The organism is Amycolatopsis sp. NPDC114484 (assembly GCF_055633755.1).
The window spans coordinates 210,519-225,578 of the sequence record NZ_JBVKDQ010000003.1 but is presented as its reverse complement, the minus strand read 5'-3'; the positions used below and the strand labels follow the sequence as shown (position 1 = coordinate 225,578).

The following is a 15,060-nucleotide window of genomic DNA, read 5'->3' as shown; positions in this document are numbered from 1 at the left end:
GACGATCCGGCCGCGAGGCTGTCAGCATGCACGTTCCACCAGGCGCACCCGCGACCGTACTCCCCCCGGCCCCGGACGCGGCCGTCTCGACCGCCCTGCGCGCCGCGACCCGGGCCGACGTCCGGATCCGGCTGGCCGACGACGTCCGGACGCTCGAAGCGGTGTCGCGGTTCCTCGCCCAGGTGTGGCAGACGCCGAAATCCCAGGCTCCGTTCGGCGCCGACGCACTGCGCGCCGTCGTCCACGCGGGCGGCGCGGTGCATTACACGGCTGACGACGACGGCATCCAGGCGGCCTCGGCGCTGATTTTCTGCCCGCCCGTGACGCGCTCGGTCTATTCGCTGATCGCCGCGGCGCGCGCGAGTGACCGCGGAGTGGGCTTCGCGCTCAAGCAGGCGCAGCGGGTATGGGCACTCGACCAGGGTGCGGAAACAATGGTCTGGACCTTTGACCCGCTGGTGAGCCGCAACGCGCATTTCAACCTGGCGAAGCTCGGCGCGCGCGGAACCGAGTACACAGTGGACTTTTACGGTCAGATCGAGGACGGTGTCAACGGGGCGGACGAAACCGACCGGTTCACCGCCGTGTGGCCGCTGCGCGAACCGAACCCCGCCCGGCTTTCCGGCCCGGACCTGACGACCGCGGAGATCGACCCGCGCCGCGCGCCCGACGGCGAACCTTTCCTGGTCCGCGACGGTTCCGGGTATTGGTGCCGGGTCCCGGACGACATCGTGGGCCTGCGCCGCTTGGACGCACGGCTGGGCGCCGAGTGGCGTTACGCGATCCGGGACGCTCTCGTCCCGCTGTTCGCCGAGGGCTACACGGCGACCGGGTTCAGCCGATCCGGCTGGTATCACTTGACCGAAGGGACGCGGGCGTGAAAATCGAACGGATCGACCTGATCGAGGTCAGCCTCCCGCTCGTCCGTCCATTTCGGACTTCGTGCTCGGTGGACACCGAACGCAACACTCTCTTGCTGCACGTGGTGACCGACGTCAGCGAGGGCTGGGCGGAATTCGGCGGTGACCCGGAACCGGTGTACAGCCCGGAATTCGCCGTCGGGGCCGAACGAATTCTGCGCGACCATCTCGTCCCGCGCGTGACCGCCGTGACGCGTTTGACCGCCGCCCGGGTCGCGGGCGCGATGGCTCCGGTCAAGGGCAATCCGCTGGCGAAAGCACTGCTCGAAACCGCGATCCTCGACGCCGAATGCCGCGCCTACTCGATGCCGTTGTCGACCTGCCTCGGCGGTGTGCGCGATCGCATCCAGGCCGGAGTTTCCGTCGGAATCACCGACACTGTAACGGAATTGATCGACACCGTCGCCGGGTATCTGGCCGAGGGGTACGTCCGGATCAAACTGAAGATCGAGCCCGGCTGGGACCTCGAACCAGTGCGCGCGGTCCGCGCCGAGTTCGGCACCGGCCTGGTGTTGCAGGCCGACGCGAACACCGCCTACTCCCTCTCCGACGCCGACCACCTGCGCCGGCTGGACGAGTTCGGCCTGGTCCAGCTCGAACAGCCGCTCGCCGCGGACGACCTCGGCGGGCACGTCGAACTCGCGAAACTCCTGCGCACCCCGCTCTGCCTGGACGAATCGATCTGCTCCGCCCGCGACGCCGCGTTCGCGATCCGGCTGGGAGCGTGCCGGATCATCAACGTCAAACCCAGCCGCGTCGGCGGTTACCTCGAAGCACGGCGGATCCACGACGTGTGTGCCGCGCACGGAATCCCGGTGTGGTGCGGCGGAATGCTCGAAACCGGCATCGGCCGCGCGCAGAACCTCGCCCTCGCCGCGCTGCCGGGTTTCGTGCTGCCGAATGATATCTCAGCGTCGAGCCGGTACTACGCCACCGATCTCACCGCGCCGTTCGAACTCGAAGACGGTTGTCTGTCCATTCCAGACGGTCCGGGCGGCGGCGTCGCTGTCGATCCGGCCGCGCTGCACCGGCACACCGTCGCTTCGCAAACGCTCTTCGCAGTCTGAAGATTCCAGCAGAAGGAGACGACATGCGAGCTTGGACCAGCGCCGCCGCGGCGGTGGCGGTGACCGCGGCATTGGCGGTCGCGCCGACGACCACCGCTTCAGCGGCCGCGTGTTCCGCGAAACCCATCCAAACCGCGCTGGACGGCCTGAAAAAGGTCGGTCTCCCCGGAATCGTCCTGACCACGCAGAGCCCGGACTGCGGCCTGTGGAAAGGCGGCGTCGGAAAAGCCGACACCGCGACCGGCCGCGCGATCACCGGCGACGAACACTCCAGAATCGGCAGCGACACGAAAACCTGGACCGCGGTAGTCGTGCTGCAATTGGTCGCCGAGGGCAAAATCAGCCTGAACGAAACCGTCGACCACTACCTGCCCGGCCTGATCCGCACCGCCCGCTACGACGGCCGCGAGATCACCGTCCGGCAGTTGCTGCAGCAGACGAGCGGCCTGCCGGACTACCTGGACTCGCCGTTCTGGGAGGACGACCAGGCACACCGCTGGGACCACTTCGACCCGATCCAGACCGTCAAACAGGCCCTTCCTCTCGCTCCGCCTGACCGCGCCCCGTCCGGTTTCGCGTACTCCAACACGAATTACAACCTGGCCGGAATGGTGGTCACGAAGGTGACCGGCCGCAGCATCGGCACCGAACTCACCGAACGGATCATCAAACCGCTCTGCCTGCACGAAACCTACTGGCCCGGCGACGAAACCACGATCGACGAACCGGATCTGCGGTCCTACACCGACGGCGTCGACACCACGGAATGGAACGTCTCCGAAGCCGACGCCTCCGGCGAATTGATCTCCACCGGCGCGGACACGACGAAATTCTGGACCTCGCTGCTGGGCGGAAAACTCCTGCCGCCCGCGCAGCTGGCAGAGATGAAAAAGACCGTCCTGGACGACGGGGGCGAGGGATACGGTCTGGGCCTGCAGCGGTATGAACTGACGCCGAACTTCCCGACCTGGGGCCACAGCGGCGGCATGGCCAGCGGCCACGACTTCCGCAATGCGGTGACGGAGGACGGAAAGCGCTCGGTGACGGTGTTCATCGACACGGCGGACTATTCGAAAGCCCAATCAGACCGGATGGACGCGATCGTGGGCGCGCTGGTCCGCGACCTCCGGTAACGCCTCCGGGCGGTTGCGGCGTCCCCCAGCGCGGCAACCGCCCGGATCCCAACCGGGGTCAGGCGTTCGCGAGACGAAGACGCTCAGCAGCCTGCTCCCGAAGCGCGTCTCCGCACCTCGGCGGATCTCCATGCAGCGCTTCCCACCTGGCGTTGTGCGCCGCTGGCCACAAGCTGGCCGCCCACGCGACTTCCTGTTCAGCTGAGGAGAACCGGCGGCCACGAAAGTCCTGATAGGACTCCAGGAAGGCCGCGGAACTTTCGATCGGCGCCAGCGCCGGCGGGACGGTGCTCGGGAACATTCCGCTCGCCGCTCCCGCCAGTGCTGCTTCCGGTTGCCATGCCAGGCTGTCCCAGTCATGTACCGTCCAGCCCTCGCTGGTATCCCAGCGGAGGTTCTGCGCTTCGAAATCTCCGTGGCCGAGGACGTTCGGCAGATCGGCGGCGAGCAGCCGGCGCCGGGCCCGGTCCGCGGTCTTGGTGATCTCCTCGGGCACGGAGTGCTGGTCTCGTTCGTCCAGGAAGCCGATCGCCGGCCACAGACCGGGGTCGGCGTGATCCCAGCGCAGCCAGCGTGGGTTCGGCAGCGGCGGCTTGACGGAGATCCCGTCGAGGGTTGCCAGCAGCAGGGCGAACACCTCGGCGTAACGCGACGCGATCTCCGGCGAATCCCCGGGAATCACTTCGCCGCCGGGGCGGTATTCCTCGGCGTGCACCGCCAAGGAACTGACCATGACGACCGGTGTCAGCGGTCGTGCGCAGGGAAAACCTTGCGAAGCCAGTTGAGTTTGCGCGGCGACGCATGCGATGGCGCGGCCGTCGTCCGGGCGGGCTTTAACCACGACCGTCCGACCGTCTTCGAGGCGCAGGCCATGCACTGCCGAGACCTGTCGTGCCTCGAACAGCACGTCGACCGGGGCGGTGCCGAGGTGCGTAAGGCACCATTCCGACAGCAATTGTTCCAACTATTCGACTCCTGGTGCCGTTGTGCGTCGTTCGGTGGACCGGCGTTCGATCGCTTCCGCGACACCGTCGATCGCCCGTCGGATCATCGCACCGTACTCGTCGTCGGCGAGCACGTCCTGACGATTTCGCGCTGCCGCGATCTGCTCGGCCGCTGCGGAGAACGAGCCGAGGCGGCGGAAGTTGTCGGCCAAGTTCAGGTGCAGGGACGGATAGAAGCCCGCGATCCGAAGCCCGGCATCGTGCGCCTGCACCTGCTCGTCGGTCACCGTCGCCGCCGCGTCCAGGGCTCTGATATCCCACACCAGTGCCTCTGCCGGGTCAGTGAACAAGTCTGCCTGGTAATGCGCCAGAACGCAGCGGTAGAACGGATCCCCGCCCGGCCCGATCTCGTCCCACAGCTCCTGCAAGCGCGCCCGCGCGGCGTCCGTCGCGCCAGTTCGGCCTTGCGTCACCGCGGCGGTGATCTCGGCCATCGTGTCCGTCATCCGGCAGTTCCTTTCACTGGCATGGCAAGGGTGGTCAGGTCGCCGGCGTCGGCTGAGCGCACGACGACCGGCAGGTGCGGGGCCGCGACGTCCAGCATCACGTCCGGACCGACGGCGGTGCTGATCGCCGGGTGCAGCGTGCTCACGGCGAAGGAGAGCGAAATCGGCGGGCCCGTGACGGCCGCGGGGATGGATTCGGTCCCAACCAGGACGCCCGCGGTGGAGAGGTCCAGCTGGACCTGCGGGGCGGATTGGCGTTCCAGACATCCCACAAGCGCGTTGCGAGATATCACTGCCCGTGTAAGGACTTCTGGCAGCGAAGCCAGCATCAGCCGGTAGTCGGGGAACTCGTCGGCGACAGTGCGGCAGGTTCGTACCGTCGCGTTGTCGCCCTGGAAGCAGAACTCATCGTCGTGGACGGACAGCCGCAGCCCGTGCTGTCGGCGCGTCCACGGCATCGCGAGCCGGAGGTCGTCGGCGTCGATGGTCGCGGTCCAACTGGACGCACTCGGTTCGGCCGGGACCAGCGTGCGGGTCGAGAGCCGGTACCGGTCGGTTGCGGTGAGCACGATCGCCCCCGGGGAGACTTCCAGGTGCACGCCGTTGAGCACCGGCAGCTCCTGCGACGTCGCGGTCAGCACCTGCTCGACGGCGGCGGTGAACACCGGCCCGGTGACCTGGACCGACGGTGCCGACGCGGTCGAACCCAGCGTGGCCTTCACCGCCGCGGCTGTTTCCCGTGCCCGCTGCACCTGAGATACCAACCCGGCGACGTGGTCGTCGATGATCCGTCCCGCCTCGGCCGGCTCCGCGGCGAGGACCGCGCCGACCCGCTCCAGCGGCAGGCCGATCTCCCGCAACCGCCGGACGAGCAGCGCGGCCGAGACCTGGCCGGGGGAGTAGTAGCGATAGCCGGATTCCTCGTCGACCCGGATCGGCCGCACGAGGCCGGAATCGGCGTAGAAGCGCAGCGCGCTGGCAGTCAGGCCGCAGCGGCGGGCGAACGCGCCGATGGTCAGCAGGTCGTCTGTGGACACCGGCCCATCATCGGGCTTCAAGCAGCTTGAAGGTCAACCCGGAGCACTTGACCACGGGATTTACCCGATTGTGTCAGCGCGGGGAGGTGAGCGACTCGGTCGAGAAGGCGGCGCTGTCCGGCGGGACGGCGGCCGGGATCGCGCGGTCGGTCGAGGGTGCCATTTCCGCTCGTGAAGTGGGCGGGTGGCCGAGCCGCGCAGTGAACAGGTCGATGCATGGGACGGGATGGCCGGAGACCTCATCACCGCGGCGGTCAGTCCGCAGCTCGCCGCGTGGAGCCACGCGCCGTTCGCGGTCGAGGCGGAACACTGCTCAAGCAATTCCGGCCAAGCGTGGCCCGATCCGTGCGCTAGGCCAAGGCGAGCGCGTCGTCGATCGTAGCGTCGAGAAACGCGAGGGTATCGCGCCGTCGCGCCAAAGGATTCCGGTAACTGCGACGGCCCTCCGCTCCTTCGGTGCGCAGGCTTAAGCTCTCCGCGATGATGCGCTGCCATCGCGAGTCGAATTCCCTTGCCGCATAACGTCCCGCGCCGCACTTGGAGGTCAGCTCCCCGGTAGCCAGCAGATGGTGCAGCCGGCTCACCCCGAGCACTGCCCACACCGGGAACCACGGGCTCGTCCCGATCGCCAGCGACAACGCGCTGGTCCGCCGGTTCTTCTCCCACCACGGCCGCCAATAGCGGCTCAGGTTGTCGACAGTGAACGCGCGCAAGGCATCCTGGTCCGCCCAAACGTCCACATCGGACGGTTCCGGCCCGCGCAGCGCGATGCCGCGGCTGGCGAGTTCGCAGAACATCACCGGGTTGACGCCATCCCGGCCGGACTCGGTGAACCGGCTCTCCTGCGCGCACGGGACGTCCGGGCAGACATCCGGCCCGGCGGAGAGATCGGCCCAGGTGAGCACGGATCCGTCGAAATGCGGTTTCGGGAACTGGGCGACCGTCGTGGCATGCGCCTGCGCCAGTGCTGATATCTCACCTGGCTCCGCGCGTCGATCAGTGACTGCGACGAAGTCGATGTCGCTGGCCGTGCTCAGCCGCCCGCGTCCGGCGCCGCGGGCGTGGAAGTCGCCGAAGCAGACCGAGCCGACCAGGTAGAAACCGGTCACCAATCCTGGTGCGGATCGGTCCACTGTGGACAGGAACAGGGTAGTGCTCCGGCGGACTTCCTCTGGTATCTCAGCTGGCACGCCTGCCACGGTACCGAGTTACGCGAGTTCGGCGGCGGCCCTCGCCAGTTCGTCGACGCTGCCGGACATGACTGTGCGGACGTGCTTGGTGAGGTGGTCCAGCGGCCAGTCCCACCACGCGATCGCCAGCAGCCGCTCGACGTCTTCGTCGCTGTAGCGCCGCCGGATCAGCTTGGCCGGGTTGCCGCCGACGATGCCGTAGTCCGGCACGTCGTCCACCACGACGGCCCCGGACGCGACGACCGCGCCGTGCCCGATGCGGACGCCCGGCATGACCATCGCCCGGTAGCCGAGCCAGACGTCGTTGCCCAGCACCGTGTCGCCGCGGCCGGGCAGGCCGGTGATGACGTCGAAATGGCCTGCCCAGTCGCCGCCCATGATCGGGAACGGGAACGTCGAGGGCCCGTCCATCCGGTGGTTCGCGCCGTTCATGATGAACCGCACGCCCTCGCCGAGCGCGCAGTACTTGCCGATCACGAGTTTCTCCGGCCCGTAGTGGTACAGCACGTTGCGGGTCTCGAAGGCGGTCGGGTCGTCCGGGTCGTCGTAGTAGGAGAACTCGCCGGCCTCGATCAGCGGCGACGTGACCAGCGGTTTGAGCAGGACTACCCGCGGCTGCTCGGGCATCGGGTGCAGGACGTTCGGATCAGGGAAAATGAGAGATCTCCTTGGTGCGGTTCTGGTATCTCAACGGCGGCCGGCGGCGGACCCGAAACCCAGCCAGGTGTGCCGGTTGCCCCACCAGCACCAGCCGACCTTCGGCGCGTTGCGCCGTTCGCTTCCGTCGCGGCCGGTGCCGTTGCTGATCCACAGCGCCGGCGTGCGGGTGTCGAACTTGCCGTTCTCCTTGCGCAGCCGGGAGCCGATGGTCATGAAGCAATGATTGCGGTCGAGCGCCGACGGCTGGTGCAGCACCCAGTGGATCCCCTCGGTGAGCAGCAGCGGACTGCGGCCGGCCTTGGCAATCGCCGGCAGTGCCTCCTCGGGCGTCCAGTTGGCCATCTCGTCGCCGCGGTCGATCCCGGTGACGAGGTACAGCGGCGCGTCGGGCAGGTCGATGTCGCGCGGCGCGAACTGGTCGACGTCCGACATGTCGGTGACGACGAACCCGGCTTTGCCCTCGCGGCGGAGCAGCGGCGCGAGGGCCGACGCCGGTGCCCGATCCGGGTGGATCGCCAGCAGCGCGCCGTCCGCGGCGCTGTGGTCCGCGGCGAAAGTGCGCAGGTCATCGGCGGAAAGCCGGGCGATCTCGGGCACCCCCAGCGAGATCAGGTGGTCCGCCTGGTCCGCGAGCGACGGGAGAGCGGCGATCGACAAGAGGTTCTCCTTCGGACTATATTTACGTCGGTAGTAAAAGTATGCCGAGGCGCTGAACGGGTGTCAAGGTAAAATTACGTCGGAGGTAAGTTTTCGATGGACCTAGGCCTGCGGGAAGCCAAGAAGCAGGAGACGCGCCAGCTGATCTCCGACCACGCGACGCGGCTTTTCCTGGAGCAGGGCTTCGAGGAGACGACGATCGCCCAGGTCGCGGCGGCCGCGCGGGTCGCGAAGAAGACGGTGACCAACTACTTCGCCCGCAAGGAAGACCTGGTCCTGGACCACCAGGACGAGTTCGTCGCGACCCTGGCGGCCGCGGTGTCGTCGCGGGAGCCCGGGGAGTCCGCGCTCGCGGCGCTGCGACGGGCGTTCGAGGCCGCGGTCGCCGCGAAAGACCCGGTGGTCGGGTTCGCGGGCCTGGAGTTCAGCCGGATGATCGCCGAGAGCCCGACGTTGTCGGCGTGCCTGCGCGCCCTGCACGAACGGCGGGAGCGAGCCTTGGCCGACGCGCTGGCGGACGCGGTGGGAAGCGCCCGGACGGACATCACGGTGCGGACGGCGGCCGCGGTGCTGGGGGCGGTGCACCACATCCTGTTCCAGCGGATCGAGGAACTGACCCTGGCCGGACAGCCGGACGACGAGATCGCGAAGACGGTCGCGGAGGAGGCGGGAAAGGCGTTCGACCTGCTGGAACCCTCGCTCGGGGACTACGCGGTGGCTTGATTCGGCGTGGGTTCGGCAGGACCCCGCTGGTACGAGGCTGCGGCTGACCTCGCCGGACGTGTCGCTTGCCGCCGAACAGCCGTCTGACCAGCTTCTCCCGAAACCCGCCCGAAGAAGTTTCCCCGGGATGTCGATCCGCCCGCGTCCCGATCGTCGCTTCAGTGAGACGACCGAAGCGACACCCCAGGGGAGAGAGAAATGAGTGCAGGACGACGCGAATGGCTGGGCCTGGCGGTGCTGGCCCTGCCGACCGTGCTGTTGTCGCTGGACATGAGCGTGCTGCACCTCGCGGTTCCGCACCTCGCCGCGGAGCTGCGGCCCTCGGCCACGCAATTGCTGTGGATCATCGACATCTACGGCTTCATGATCGCCGGGTTCCTCGTCACGATGGGCACCCTCGGCGACCGGATCGGCAGGCGGAAGCTGCTGATGATCGGCGGCGGCGCGTTCGGCCTCGCGTCGGTCGCGGCGGCGTTCTCGACCAGTCCGGAGATGCTGATCGCCGCGCGGGCGGTGCTCGGGATCGCCGGGGCGACGCTGATGCCCTCGACGCTCGCGTTGATCAGCAACATGTTCCAGAACCCCAAACAGCGCGGCACCGCGATCGCGGTGTGGATGAGCTGTTTCATGGGCGGCATGGTGGCCGGCCCGGTCGCCGGAGGGTTCCTGCTCGAGCATTTCCGCTGGGGTTCGGTGTTCCTGATGGGCGTGCCGGTGATGATCCTGCTGCTCGCGACCGCGCCGAAGCTGCTTCCGGAATACCGCGACACCTCATCCGGACGCCTTGACCTCGTCAGCGTCGGCCTGTCGCTCGCCGCGATCCTGCCGGTCATCTACGCGCTCAAGGAAATCGCCAAGAACGGCCTGTCCCTGACCGAAATCGTCGTGCTCGCCGCGGGTCTCGCGATCGGCACGGTGTTCGTCCGGCGGCAGCAGCGGCTGGAGCACCCGCTGCTGGACCTGCAGCTGTTCCGGGTGCGCGCGTTCAGCGCGGCGGTGGCGATCATGCTCGTCGGAGCGGTCACCATGGGCGGGGTTTTCATGCTGGTCAGCCAGTATCTGCAGATGGTCGCCGGGCTGAGCACGGTCGACGCCGGGCTGTCGCTGGTTCCGCAGGCGCTCGCGGTGGTCGCCGGGTCGCTGATCGCGCCGCGGCTGGCGCGCCGGTTCCGTCCGGAATTCGTGCTGGGCTTCGGAATGCTGGTCGCGGCGGGCGGAATCCTGTTGTTCACCTTGGCCAGCGGGCCCGGCGGCGTGCCGTTCGTGGTGCTGGGCATGTCGATCGCCAGCTTCGGGATGGGGCCGCAGGGCGTGCTGTGCACCGAAATGGTGGTGGGCTCGGTCCCGCCGCGGCGTGCCGGCGCGGCTTCGGCGATGTCGGAGACCAGCGCGGAATTCGGGATCGCCATGGGGATCGCGGTGTTCGGCAGCGTCGCGACGGCGGTGTACCGGGGCCAGATCGCAGTCCCGGCACACGTGCCCGCCGCGGCGGCCGCCCAGGCGACCGACAGCATGGCCGGTGCGATGGAGGCGTCGGCGACGCTGCCCGGCGCGACGGGGGAGCAGTTGCTGGCCACCGCGCGGGACGCGTTCACTTCGGGACTGCACACGGTGGCCGGGATCGGGGCGGCGATCGTGGTGGTGTTCGCGGTGGTCGGGATGGTCGCGCTGCGGCGTTCCCCGGCGTCGGCGCGGGTCGCGGAGCCGGTGCCGGTCGCGTCGTAACCTGTTGTGCGGCCGGGCTTTCCCCCGGTGCCGCGCCATCGTCACGACAGCGGGCCGGTGCTCCTGAGCCAGAAGCTCGAGCACCGGCCCGCAAGGCAAACCTGTTGCGCGGTCAGGGTTTCCGCGCGACCCCGACCGCCACGATCCGCTGCGCCACCGTCGGGTCGCCCAGCAGCGGACCGTCCGGCCACCATTCGACCACCGGCACGATCTCCGCTGGCTTGTTCGGTCCGCTCGGGATCAGCTCCATGTCGTGGAACAGCGCCTTGATCTCCGCGCGGGTGCGGGACGAGACGTCCTTCATCGAGCCGTTGTGGATGGACTCGATGATGCCCCGCACCGCTTCGTCGTCCTCGGAGCCGTCGTGCGCGTCGAGCAAGTGCGAGATCGCCACGTACGAACCGGACGGGAGCCGGTCGATGAATTTCTTCGTCACCTTCGCCGGGATCTCGCGGTCGCCGGTCTGGTGGTGCAGGGCGAGCAGGAACAGCACCGCGATCGGCTGGTCCCAGTCGAGGTGCTCGGTGACCGTCGGGTGGTCGAGAATGCTCGGCGGGTCGAAGAAATCCGCCTGGATGTATTCGGTGAACTCGTTCTCGTCGAGCAGCGCCCGTCCGTGGCTGGCCACCACCGGGTCGTAGTCGACGTAGACCACCTTCGCGCTCGAATCCGCGCGCTGCACGATCTGGTGCACGTTCTCCGCGGTCGGCATGCCGGACCCGCAGTCGATGTACTGGCGGACGCCCGCGTGGTAGGCGAGGAACCGGCAGATCCGGGTCATCAGATGCCGGTTGACCCGCGCGGTCTCCGCGATGTCCGGCATCACCCGGGCGGCTTCCCTGGCGACCTGCCGGTCGATCTCGTAATTGTCTTTCCCGCCCAGGAGATAGTCGTAAACGCGGGCCGCGCTCGACTGGTTCGGGTTGACCCCCGGCGGTGCGCTGACTGCGTCGGCCACGACGCGTACCTCCCGCGTGCTGACACGGTGATAGATGCCGTACTGAGAGTAGCGGACTTCGGGGAGGTCGCGAAACCGGTGGCACCGGGATGCCGGACAGGCTTGTTTCAGTGCGCTGACCAGCGGAGACCTCGCGCTCAGGCAGTCCCTCCGCGCCACTGCGCACAGGACCGGACCTCGAATCCCCGGCTGGGGAACACCCTGTCCAGCAGGAAATCGCTGACAGCCTGGTCGCTGTCGGCGCATCCGTCGCGCAGCACGGTCACCTGGTAGCCGCGGTCCGCCGCGTCGTAGCACGTCGCGGTGACCATCGCGCTGGTCGCGACCCCGGCGATCGCGACGTCGCGGATGCCCCGGGCACGCAGGACCAGATCGAGATCCGTTCCGGCGAACGCGCTGGCCCGGCGCTTCAGGACGACGACGTCCTCTTCGGCGACCGGCAGCGTCAGTTCAGTGCCCGGCGAGCCTTCGTGGAAAGCGTCTCCGGCGTCGAAAAAGGAGCGGTACAGCGCGCCGTCCGGCAGGTCGGTTTCGTTGTCCCGCATGGCGAAACGCACGAATACGACAAGTACGCCGGTTTCGCGGGCCCGCGGCAGCAAGTCGGTGAGCGGCGGCACGACCTGACGGGCGAACGGGTAGCCGTCGGTGACGCCCCGCTGGATGTCGCCGACGATCAGTGCGGTGGTCATGAGAATCCCCCTTTGCGCAGTAGCCGCTATTTAACCCGGAGGCGCGGTCAGGCGTCGAAGGCGAGCAGTGCGCCGAGCAGTTCCTCCGGAGTTTCGACCTGCGGCAAATGCCCCGTGCGAGGAAGCACGGTGAACGTCGAACCCGGGATCGCGGCGGCGTAGGCCTCGCCGTACCGCGGGTCGGCGATGCGGTCGCTTTCGCCCCACAGGACGTGGACGGGGATCTTGGCGTTGCCCAGCCGTTCGGCGAGGGTCGGGTCGGTCATCGCCGGGCCGGTGTAGCCCACCAGTGCCGCGACGTCCGGGCTCGGACCGCTGCTGCCGGCCGGCGGGGTCGGTGCCTTTGTCGGGTCGTGGAAAGAGAACTGCTGGATTTCGGCGACCGTCTTGCCTCGGACGTCGGCCAGTGGATGGCCGTCGACCTCGATGCCGATGCCGTCGACGACCACCGCGCGGCTGACCCGCGGGCTGTGCAGCAGGGCGATTTCCGCGGCCAGCCAGCCGCCGAAGGAGTTGCCCACCACGGTGACGTTCGAGACGTCGAGGTGGTCGAGCAGCGCGACGTATGCCTTGGCCAGCGCGGTGACGTCGGTGAGCCCGGCGGCTTTCGGCGTGCCGTTGAAGCCGGGGTGGGTGGGGAGCAGCACTCGCGAGCGTGTGCGTTCGGCCAGCAGGTCGGCGAAACCGGCCATCGTCGCGACGCCGCCTCCGCCGTGCAGCAGCAGGAACGTCTGGGTGCGGTCGTGGTCCTGGACGGTGATCTCGACCGGGCCGGCGGAGGTGAACCGGAGGGGCTGGGAGGGAGTCATATCAGGAACCTTATATAAGGAAGTTTAGATAAGCAACCTGTGGTGAAACGGGGTAGGCTCCCCGGTCATGAGGTACCGCCACACCGACGTCGCACTGGCCGTCAAGCGCCTGCAGCACCGCCACCACCGCGCGCTGAGCCAGGCGCTGCAGCCGCTCGGCCTGTCGCTGGTGCAGTGGGACACCTTGCGCCACTTGGACAATCACCCGGAGGCGTCGCTGCACGACCTCGCCGTGCTGACCTTCCAGACCGACCAGTCCTTCGGCACGCTGGCCGCGCGGATGGTCGACCGCGGCCTGATCGAGCGGGTGCCGGGTCCTGGTCGCGCGGTACGGCATCGGCTGACGGAGAAGGGCGCCGAGCTGCGGACGGCTGGGCAGGAACTCGCGGACGCGGTGGTGAAGAAGTCGTTCAGCCGGCTTTCGGCGGCTCAGCTGAATGAGCTGGGCGCGTTGCTGGATGTCGCGCTGGAGCCGGATCCGGCGTAACTGGCCAGCCGGTCGGCGAGAGCGCGCATCTGGTCGCGGAGAGCATCCGGCTGCTCGATGACGAACGGCCGGTCCAGCGCGGCGAGCCGCGGCGGGATCCAGTCGAGGCGTTCGGCCCGGATCCGCGCCCGCGTCCACGGGCCGTCCGCCTCCAGGACGGCGATAGAGGGCGGGAACACCGCACGGATCTCCTCCGCGGTCGCGCCGATCCGCACCGAAACGTCGTGCCGGTGCGGTGCTTCGGCGATGCTGGTGAGCACCTGCCGCATGGGGTCGAAATCCGTTGGGGTGCTGAAGGTTCCGTCCTGCGGTTCGACCCGTTCGATCCGGTCGACGCGGAACGTGCGCACCTGCCCGGCACTTGAGTCGAAGCCAGTGAGATACCAACGGCCGGAATGTGCCACGACACCGTACGGCTCGACGACGCGTTCGCTGCTTCGTCCGTGTGCCGCGGTGTAGGCGAGTTTGATCGGCCGCTGGTCGCGCGCTGCCTCGGCGACCGCGAGCAGCACTTCGGCCTCGGCGGTGAGCGCGGCCCGCGCGGGCGCGGTGAAGTCGGCGACCTCCAGCAGCGCGTCGAGCCGACGGCCGAGCGCCTCGGGCAGTACCCGGCGGACCTTCGCGACGGCACTTTCCGCAGCCGCGACCGACGTGGTGACCAGCCCCGCGCGCCGGCCCGCGACCAGGCCGAGCAGGACCGCGAGCGCCTCCTCGTCAGTGAGCATCAGCGGCGGCATCCGATAGCCGGGGGCGAGCCGGTACCCGCCGTAGCGACCGCGCACGGAGCGGACCGGAATGTCGAGGTCGAGCAGGTGCTCGACGTAACGGCGGACAGTGCGCTCGTCCACGTCGAGCCGCCCGGCGAGTTCGGCGACGGTCCGGGTGCCGCCGCCCTGGAGGATCTCCAGCAGCGCCAGCACGCGGGCGATCGGCCGGGTCATGCGGAGAATTCTCGCAATACCGGGCGGATCCTGTCCACTATTGGTTTTAGCGTGGCCACCAAGCAACCAGAGAGGAATTGGGCCGTGCAGTTGACTTCCGTCCGGATCATCACCGGTGACATCGACCGTCTGACGTCCTTCTACGAGCAGGTGACCGGCCTCGTGGCGAGCCGCCCGGCGAAACAGTTCGCCGAGTTCGCCGGCGAGACCGCGACCTTGGCGATCGGCAGCGCCGAGACGATGGCGCTGTTCAGCGCGGGTGCGGCGGTGCCGGAGTCGAACCGGACCGTCATCCTGGAGTTCCAGGTCGCGGACGTGGACCGGGAGTACGCCCGGCTCCGGCCGCTGCTAGCGGAGGTCGTGCAGGAGCCGACGACGATGCCGTGGGGCAACCGTTCGCTGCTGTTCCGCGATCCGGACGGCAATTTGGTGAACTTGTTCGCACCGCGGACCGAGGAGGCGCGGGCTCGGTTCGCGAGGTGATGGGGAGATCGCGCCGCGCGACCCTTGGGCGGCGCGCCAGGTGGCGATTCTGGCCGGTTTTCCGGGACGGGTCGACGTTCGCCGAGGTGGTCAAGGCGCTGGCCGAGCCGTTCCGGGACGCGGGCGTGACC

At 68.7% G+C, this 15,060-nt stretch carries 17 protein-coding genes; 7 read left to right on the top strand and 10 right to left on the bottom strand.

Going from position 1 to position 15,060, the window contains the following annotated elements:
* Positions 1–26 precede the first annotated feature (26 nt).
* Genes ACZ7SW_RS10525 through ACZ7SW_RS10515 form a run of 3 tightly spaced genes read left to right on the top strand, consistent with a single transcriptional unit; the run spans position 27 to position 3,120 of the window.
* Entirely contained in the window at positions 27–881 is an 855-nt protein-coding gene (locus ACZ7SW_RS10525; protein ID WP_470230142.1) for a hypothetical protein, read from the top strand.
* Positions 878–1,987: an o-succinylbenzoate synthase gene (gene menC, locus ACZ7SW_RS10520; protein ID WP_470230141.1), complete on the top strand. Its 1,110-nt coding sequence runs from the start codon at positions 878–880 to the stop codon at positions 1,985–1,987. The genes ACZ7SW_RS10525 and menC overlap by 4 nt, the downstream gene beginning before the upstream one ends.
* A 23-nt stretch (positions 1,988–2,010) precedes the next feature.
* Positions 2,011–3,120, top strand: a complete 1,110-nt coding sequence (locus tag ACZ7SW_RS10515; protein WP_470230140.1) for a serine hydrolase domain-containing protein — start codon at positions 2,011–2,013, stop codon at positions 3,118–3,120.
* A 58-nt stretch (positions 3,121–3,178) separates the two neighbouring features.
* Here ACZ7SW_RS10515 and ACZ7SW_RS10510 read toward each other — a convergent pair whose 3' ends face one another.
* The 6 genes from ACZ7SW_RS10510 to ACZ7SW_RS10485 all read right to left on the bottom strand — a co-directional run bounded on the left by ACZ7SW_RS10510 (position 3,179) and on the right by ACZ7SW_RS10485 (position 8,114).
* A complete protein-coding gene (locus ACZ7SW_RS10510) occupies positions 3,179–4,084 on the bottom strand; it encodes a phosphotransferase (RefSeq protein ID WP_470230139.1) in 906 nt (301 codons plus the stop codon).
* Positions 4,085–4,570, bottom strand: a complete 486-nt coding sequence (locus tag ACZ7SW_RS10505; RefSeq protein ID WP_470230138.1) for a hypothetical protein — start codon at positions 4,568–4,570, stop codon at positions 4,085–4,087.
* Positions 4,567–5,607 (bottom strand): DNA polymerase III subunit beta family protein, encoded by a 1,041-nt coding sequence (locus tag ACZ7SW_RS10500; protein ID WP_470230137.1) that lies wholly within the window; start codon positions 5,605–5,607, stop codon positions 4,567–4,569. Before ACZ7SW_RS10500 ends, ACZ7SW_RS10505 begins: the two co-directional genes overlap by 4 nt.
* Positions 5,608–5,957: 350 nt before the next feature.
* On the bottom strand, positions 5,958–6,797 hold the full coding sequence (locus ACZ7SW_RS10495) for a DUF4111 domain-containing protein (RefSeq protein WP_470230136.1): 840 nt from the start codon (positions 6,795–6,797) through the stop codon (positions 5,958–5,960).
* An 18-nt stretch (positions 6,798–6,815) separates the two neighbouring features.
* Positions 6,816–7,424 (bottom strand): CatB-related O-acetyltransferase, encoded by a 609-nt coding sequence (locus ACZ7SW_RS10490; protein ID WP_470230135.1) that lies wholly within the window; start codon positions 7,422–7,424, stop codon positions 6,816–6,818.
* A 60-nt stretch (positions 7,425–7,484) separates the two neighbouring features.
* Positions 7,485–8,114 carry a DUF5701 family protein gene (locus ACZ7SW_RS10485; RefSeq protein WP_470230134.1) on the bottom strand — a complete coding sequence of 210 codons (630 nt, stop codon included), beginning with the start codon at positions 8,112–8,114 and terminating at the stop codon, positions 7,485–7,487.
* 96 nt (positions 8,115–8,210) lie between these two features.
* Here ACZ7SW_RS10485 and ACZ7SW_RS10480 point away from each other — a divergent pair, with 96 nt between their 5' ends.
* Together ACZ7SW_RS10480 and ACZ7SW_RS10475 are read left to right on the top strand one after the other, a co-directional pair.
* Positions 8,211–8,837, top strand: coding sequence for a TetR/AcrR family transcriptional regulator (locus ACZ7SW_RS10480; protein WP_470230133.1), 627 nt, complete (start codon positions 8,211–8,213; stop codon positions 8,835–8,837).
* A gap of 198 nt (positions 8,838–9,035) precedes the next feature.
* Positions 9,036–10,562, top strand: coding sequence for an MFS transporter (locus tag ACZ7SW_RS10475; RefSeq protein ID WP_470230132.1), 1,527 nt, complete (start codon positions 9,036–9,038; stop codon positions 10,560–10,562).
* Between the two features lie 112 nt (positions 10,563–10,674).
* On the opposite strand, the gene ACZ7SW_RS10470 is transcribed toward ACZ7SW_RS10475, so the two are convergent.
* The 3 genes from ACZ7SW_RS10470 to ACZ7SW_RS10460 form a co-directional block, all read right to left on the bottom strand.
* On the bottom strand, positions 10,675–11,520 hold the full coding sequence (locus ACZ7SW_RS10470; protein WP_470230131.1) for an SAM-dependent methyltransferase: 846 nt from the start codon (positions 11,518–11,520) through the stop codon (positions 10,675–10,677).
* Positions 11,521–11,657: 137 nt separating this feature from the next.
* Complete coding sequence (locus tag ACZ7SW_RS10465) at positions 11,658–12,209, bottom strand: cysteine hydrolase family protein (protein WP_470230130.1); 552 nt, start codon at positions 12,207–12,209, stop codon at positions 11,658–11,660.
* A 47-nt stretch (positions 12,210–12,256) separates the two neighbouring features.
* Positions 12,257–13,018, bottom strand: a complete 762-nt coding sequence (locus ACZ7SW_RS10460) for an alpha/beta fold hydrolase (RefSeq protein ID WP_470230129.1) — start codon at positions 13,016–13,018, stop codon at positions 12,257–12,259.
* Positions 13,019–13,085: 67 nt separating this feature from the next.
* Here ACZ7SW_RS10460 and ACZ7SW_RS10455 point away from each other — a divergent pair, with 67 nt between their 5' ends.
* Entirely contained in the window at positions 13,086–13,505 is a 420-nt protein-coding gene (locus ACZ7SW_RS10455; RefSeq protein WP_470230128.1) for a MarR family winged helix-turn-helix transcriptional regulator, read from the top strand.
* Here ACZ7SW_RS10455 and ACZ7SW_RS10450 read toward each other — a convergent pair.
* Positions 13,448–14,446: a helix-turn-helix transcriptional regulator gene (locus tag ACZ7SW_RS10450; protein WP_470230127.1), complete on the bottom strand. Its 999-nt coding sequence runs from the start codon at positions 14,444–14,446 to the stop codon at positions 13,448–13,450. The genes ACZ7SW_RS10455 and ACZ7SW_RS10450 overlap by 58 nt on opposite strands.
* 84 nt (positions 14,447–14,530) lie before the next feature.
* Here ACZ7SW_RS10450 and ACZ7SW_RS10445 point away from each other — a divergent pair, with 84 nt between their 5' ends.
* Positions 14,531–14,929, top strand: a complete 399-nt coding sequence (locus tag ACZ7SW_RS10445; protein WP_470230126.1) for a VOC family protein — start codon at positions 14,531–14,533, stop codon at positions 14,927–14,929.
* Positions 14,930–15,060 lie beyond the last annotated feature (131 nt).

Bases quoted from the DNA above. Each gene is read 5' to 3' on its own strand.
- ACZ7SW_RS10525 (WP_470230142.1), top strand. From the start codon at position 27: ATGCACGTTCCACCAGGCGCACCCGCGACCGTACTCCCCCCGGCCCCG.
- ACZ7SW_RS10515 (WP_470230140.1), top strand. From the start codon at position 2,011: ATGCGAGCTTGGACCAGCGCCGCCGCGGCGGTGGCGGTGACCGCGGCA.
- ACZ7SW_RS10505 (WP_470230138.1), bottom strand. From the start codon at position 4,570: ATGACGGACACGATGGCCGAGATCACCGCCGCGGTGACGCAAGGCCGA.
- ACZ7SW_RS10490 (WP_470230135.1), bottom strand. From the start codon at position 7,424: ATGCCCGAGCAGCCGCGGGTAGTCCTGCTCAAACCGCTGGTCACGTCG.
- ACZ7SW_RS10480 (WP_470230133.1), top strand. From the start codon at position 8,211: ATGGACCTAGGCCTGCGGGAAGCCAAGAAGCAGGAGACGCGCCAGCTG.
- ACZ7SW_RS10475 (WP_470230132.1), top strand. From the start codon at position 9,036: ATGAGTGCAGGACGACGCGAATGGCTGGGCCTGGCGGTGCTGGCCCTG.
- ACZ7SW_RS10465 (WP_470230130.1), bottom strand. From the start codon at position 12,209: ATGACCACCGCACTGATCGTCGGCGACATCCAGCGGGGCGTCACCGAC.
- ACZ7SW_RS10460 (WP_470230129.1), bottom strand. From the start codon at position 13,018: ATGACTCCCTCCCAGCCCCTCCGGTTCACCTCCGCCGGCCCGGTCGAG.
- ACZ7SW_RS10455 (WP_470230128.1), top strand. From the start codon at position 13,086: ATGAGGTACCGCCACACCGACGTCGCACTGGCCGTCAAGCGCCTGCAG.
- ACZ7SW_RS10450 (WP_470230127.1), bottom strand. From the start codon at position 14,446: ATGACCCGGCCGATCGCCCGCGTGCTGGCGCTGCTGGAGATCCTCCAG.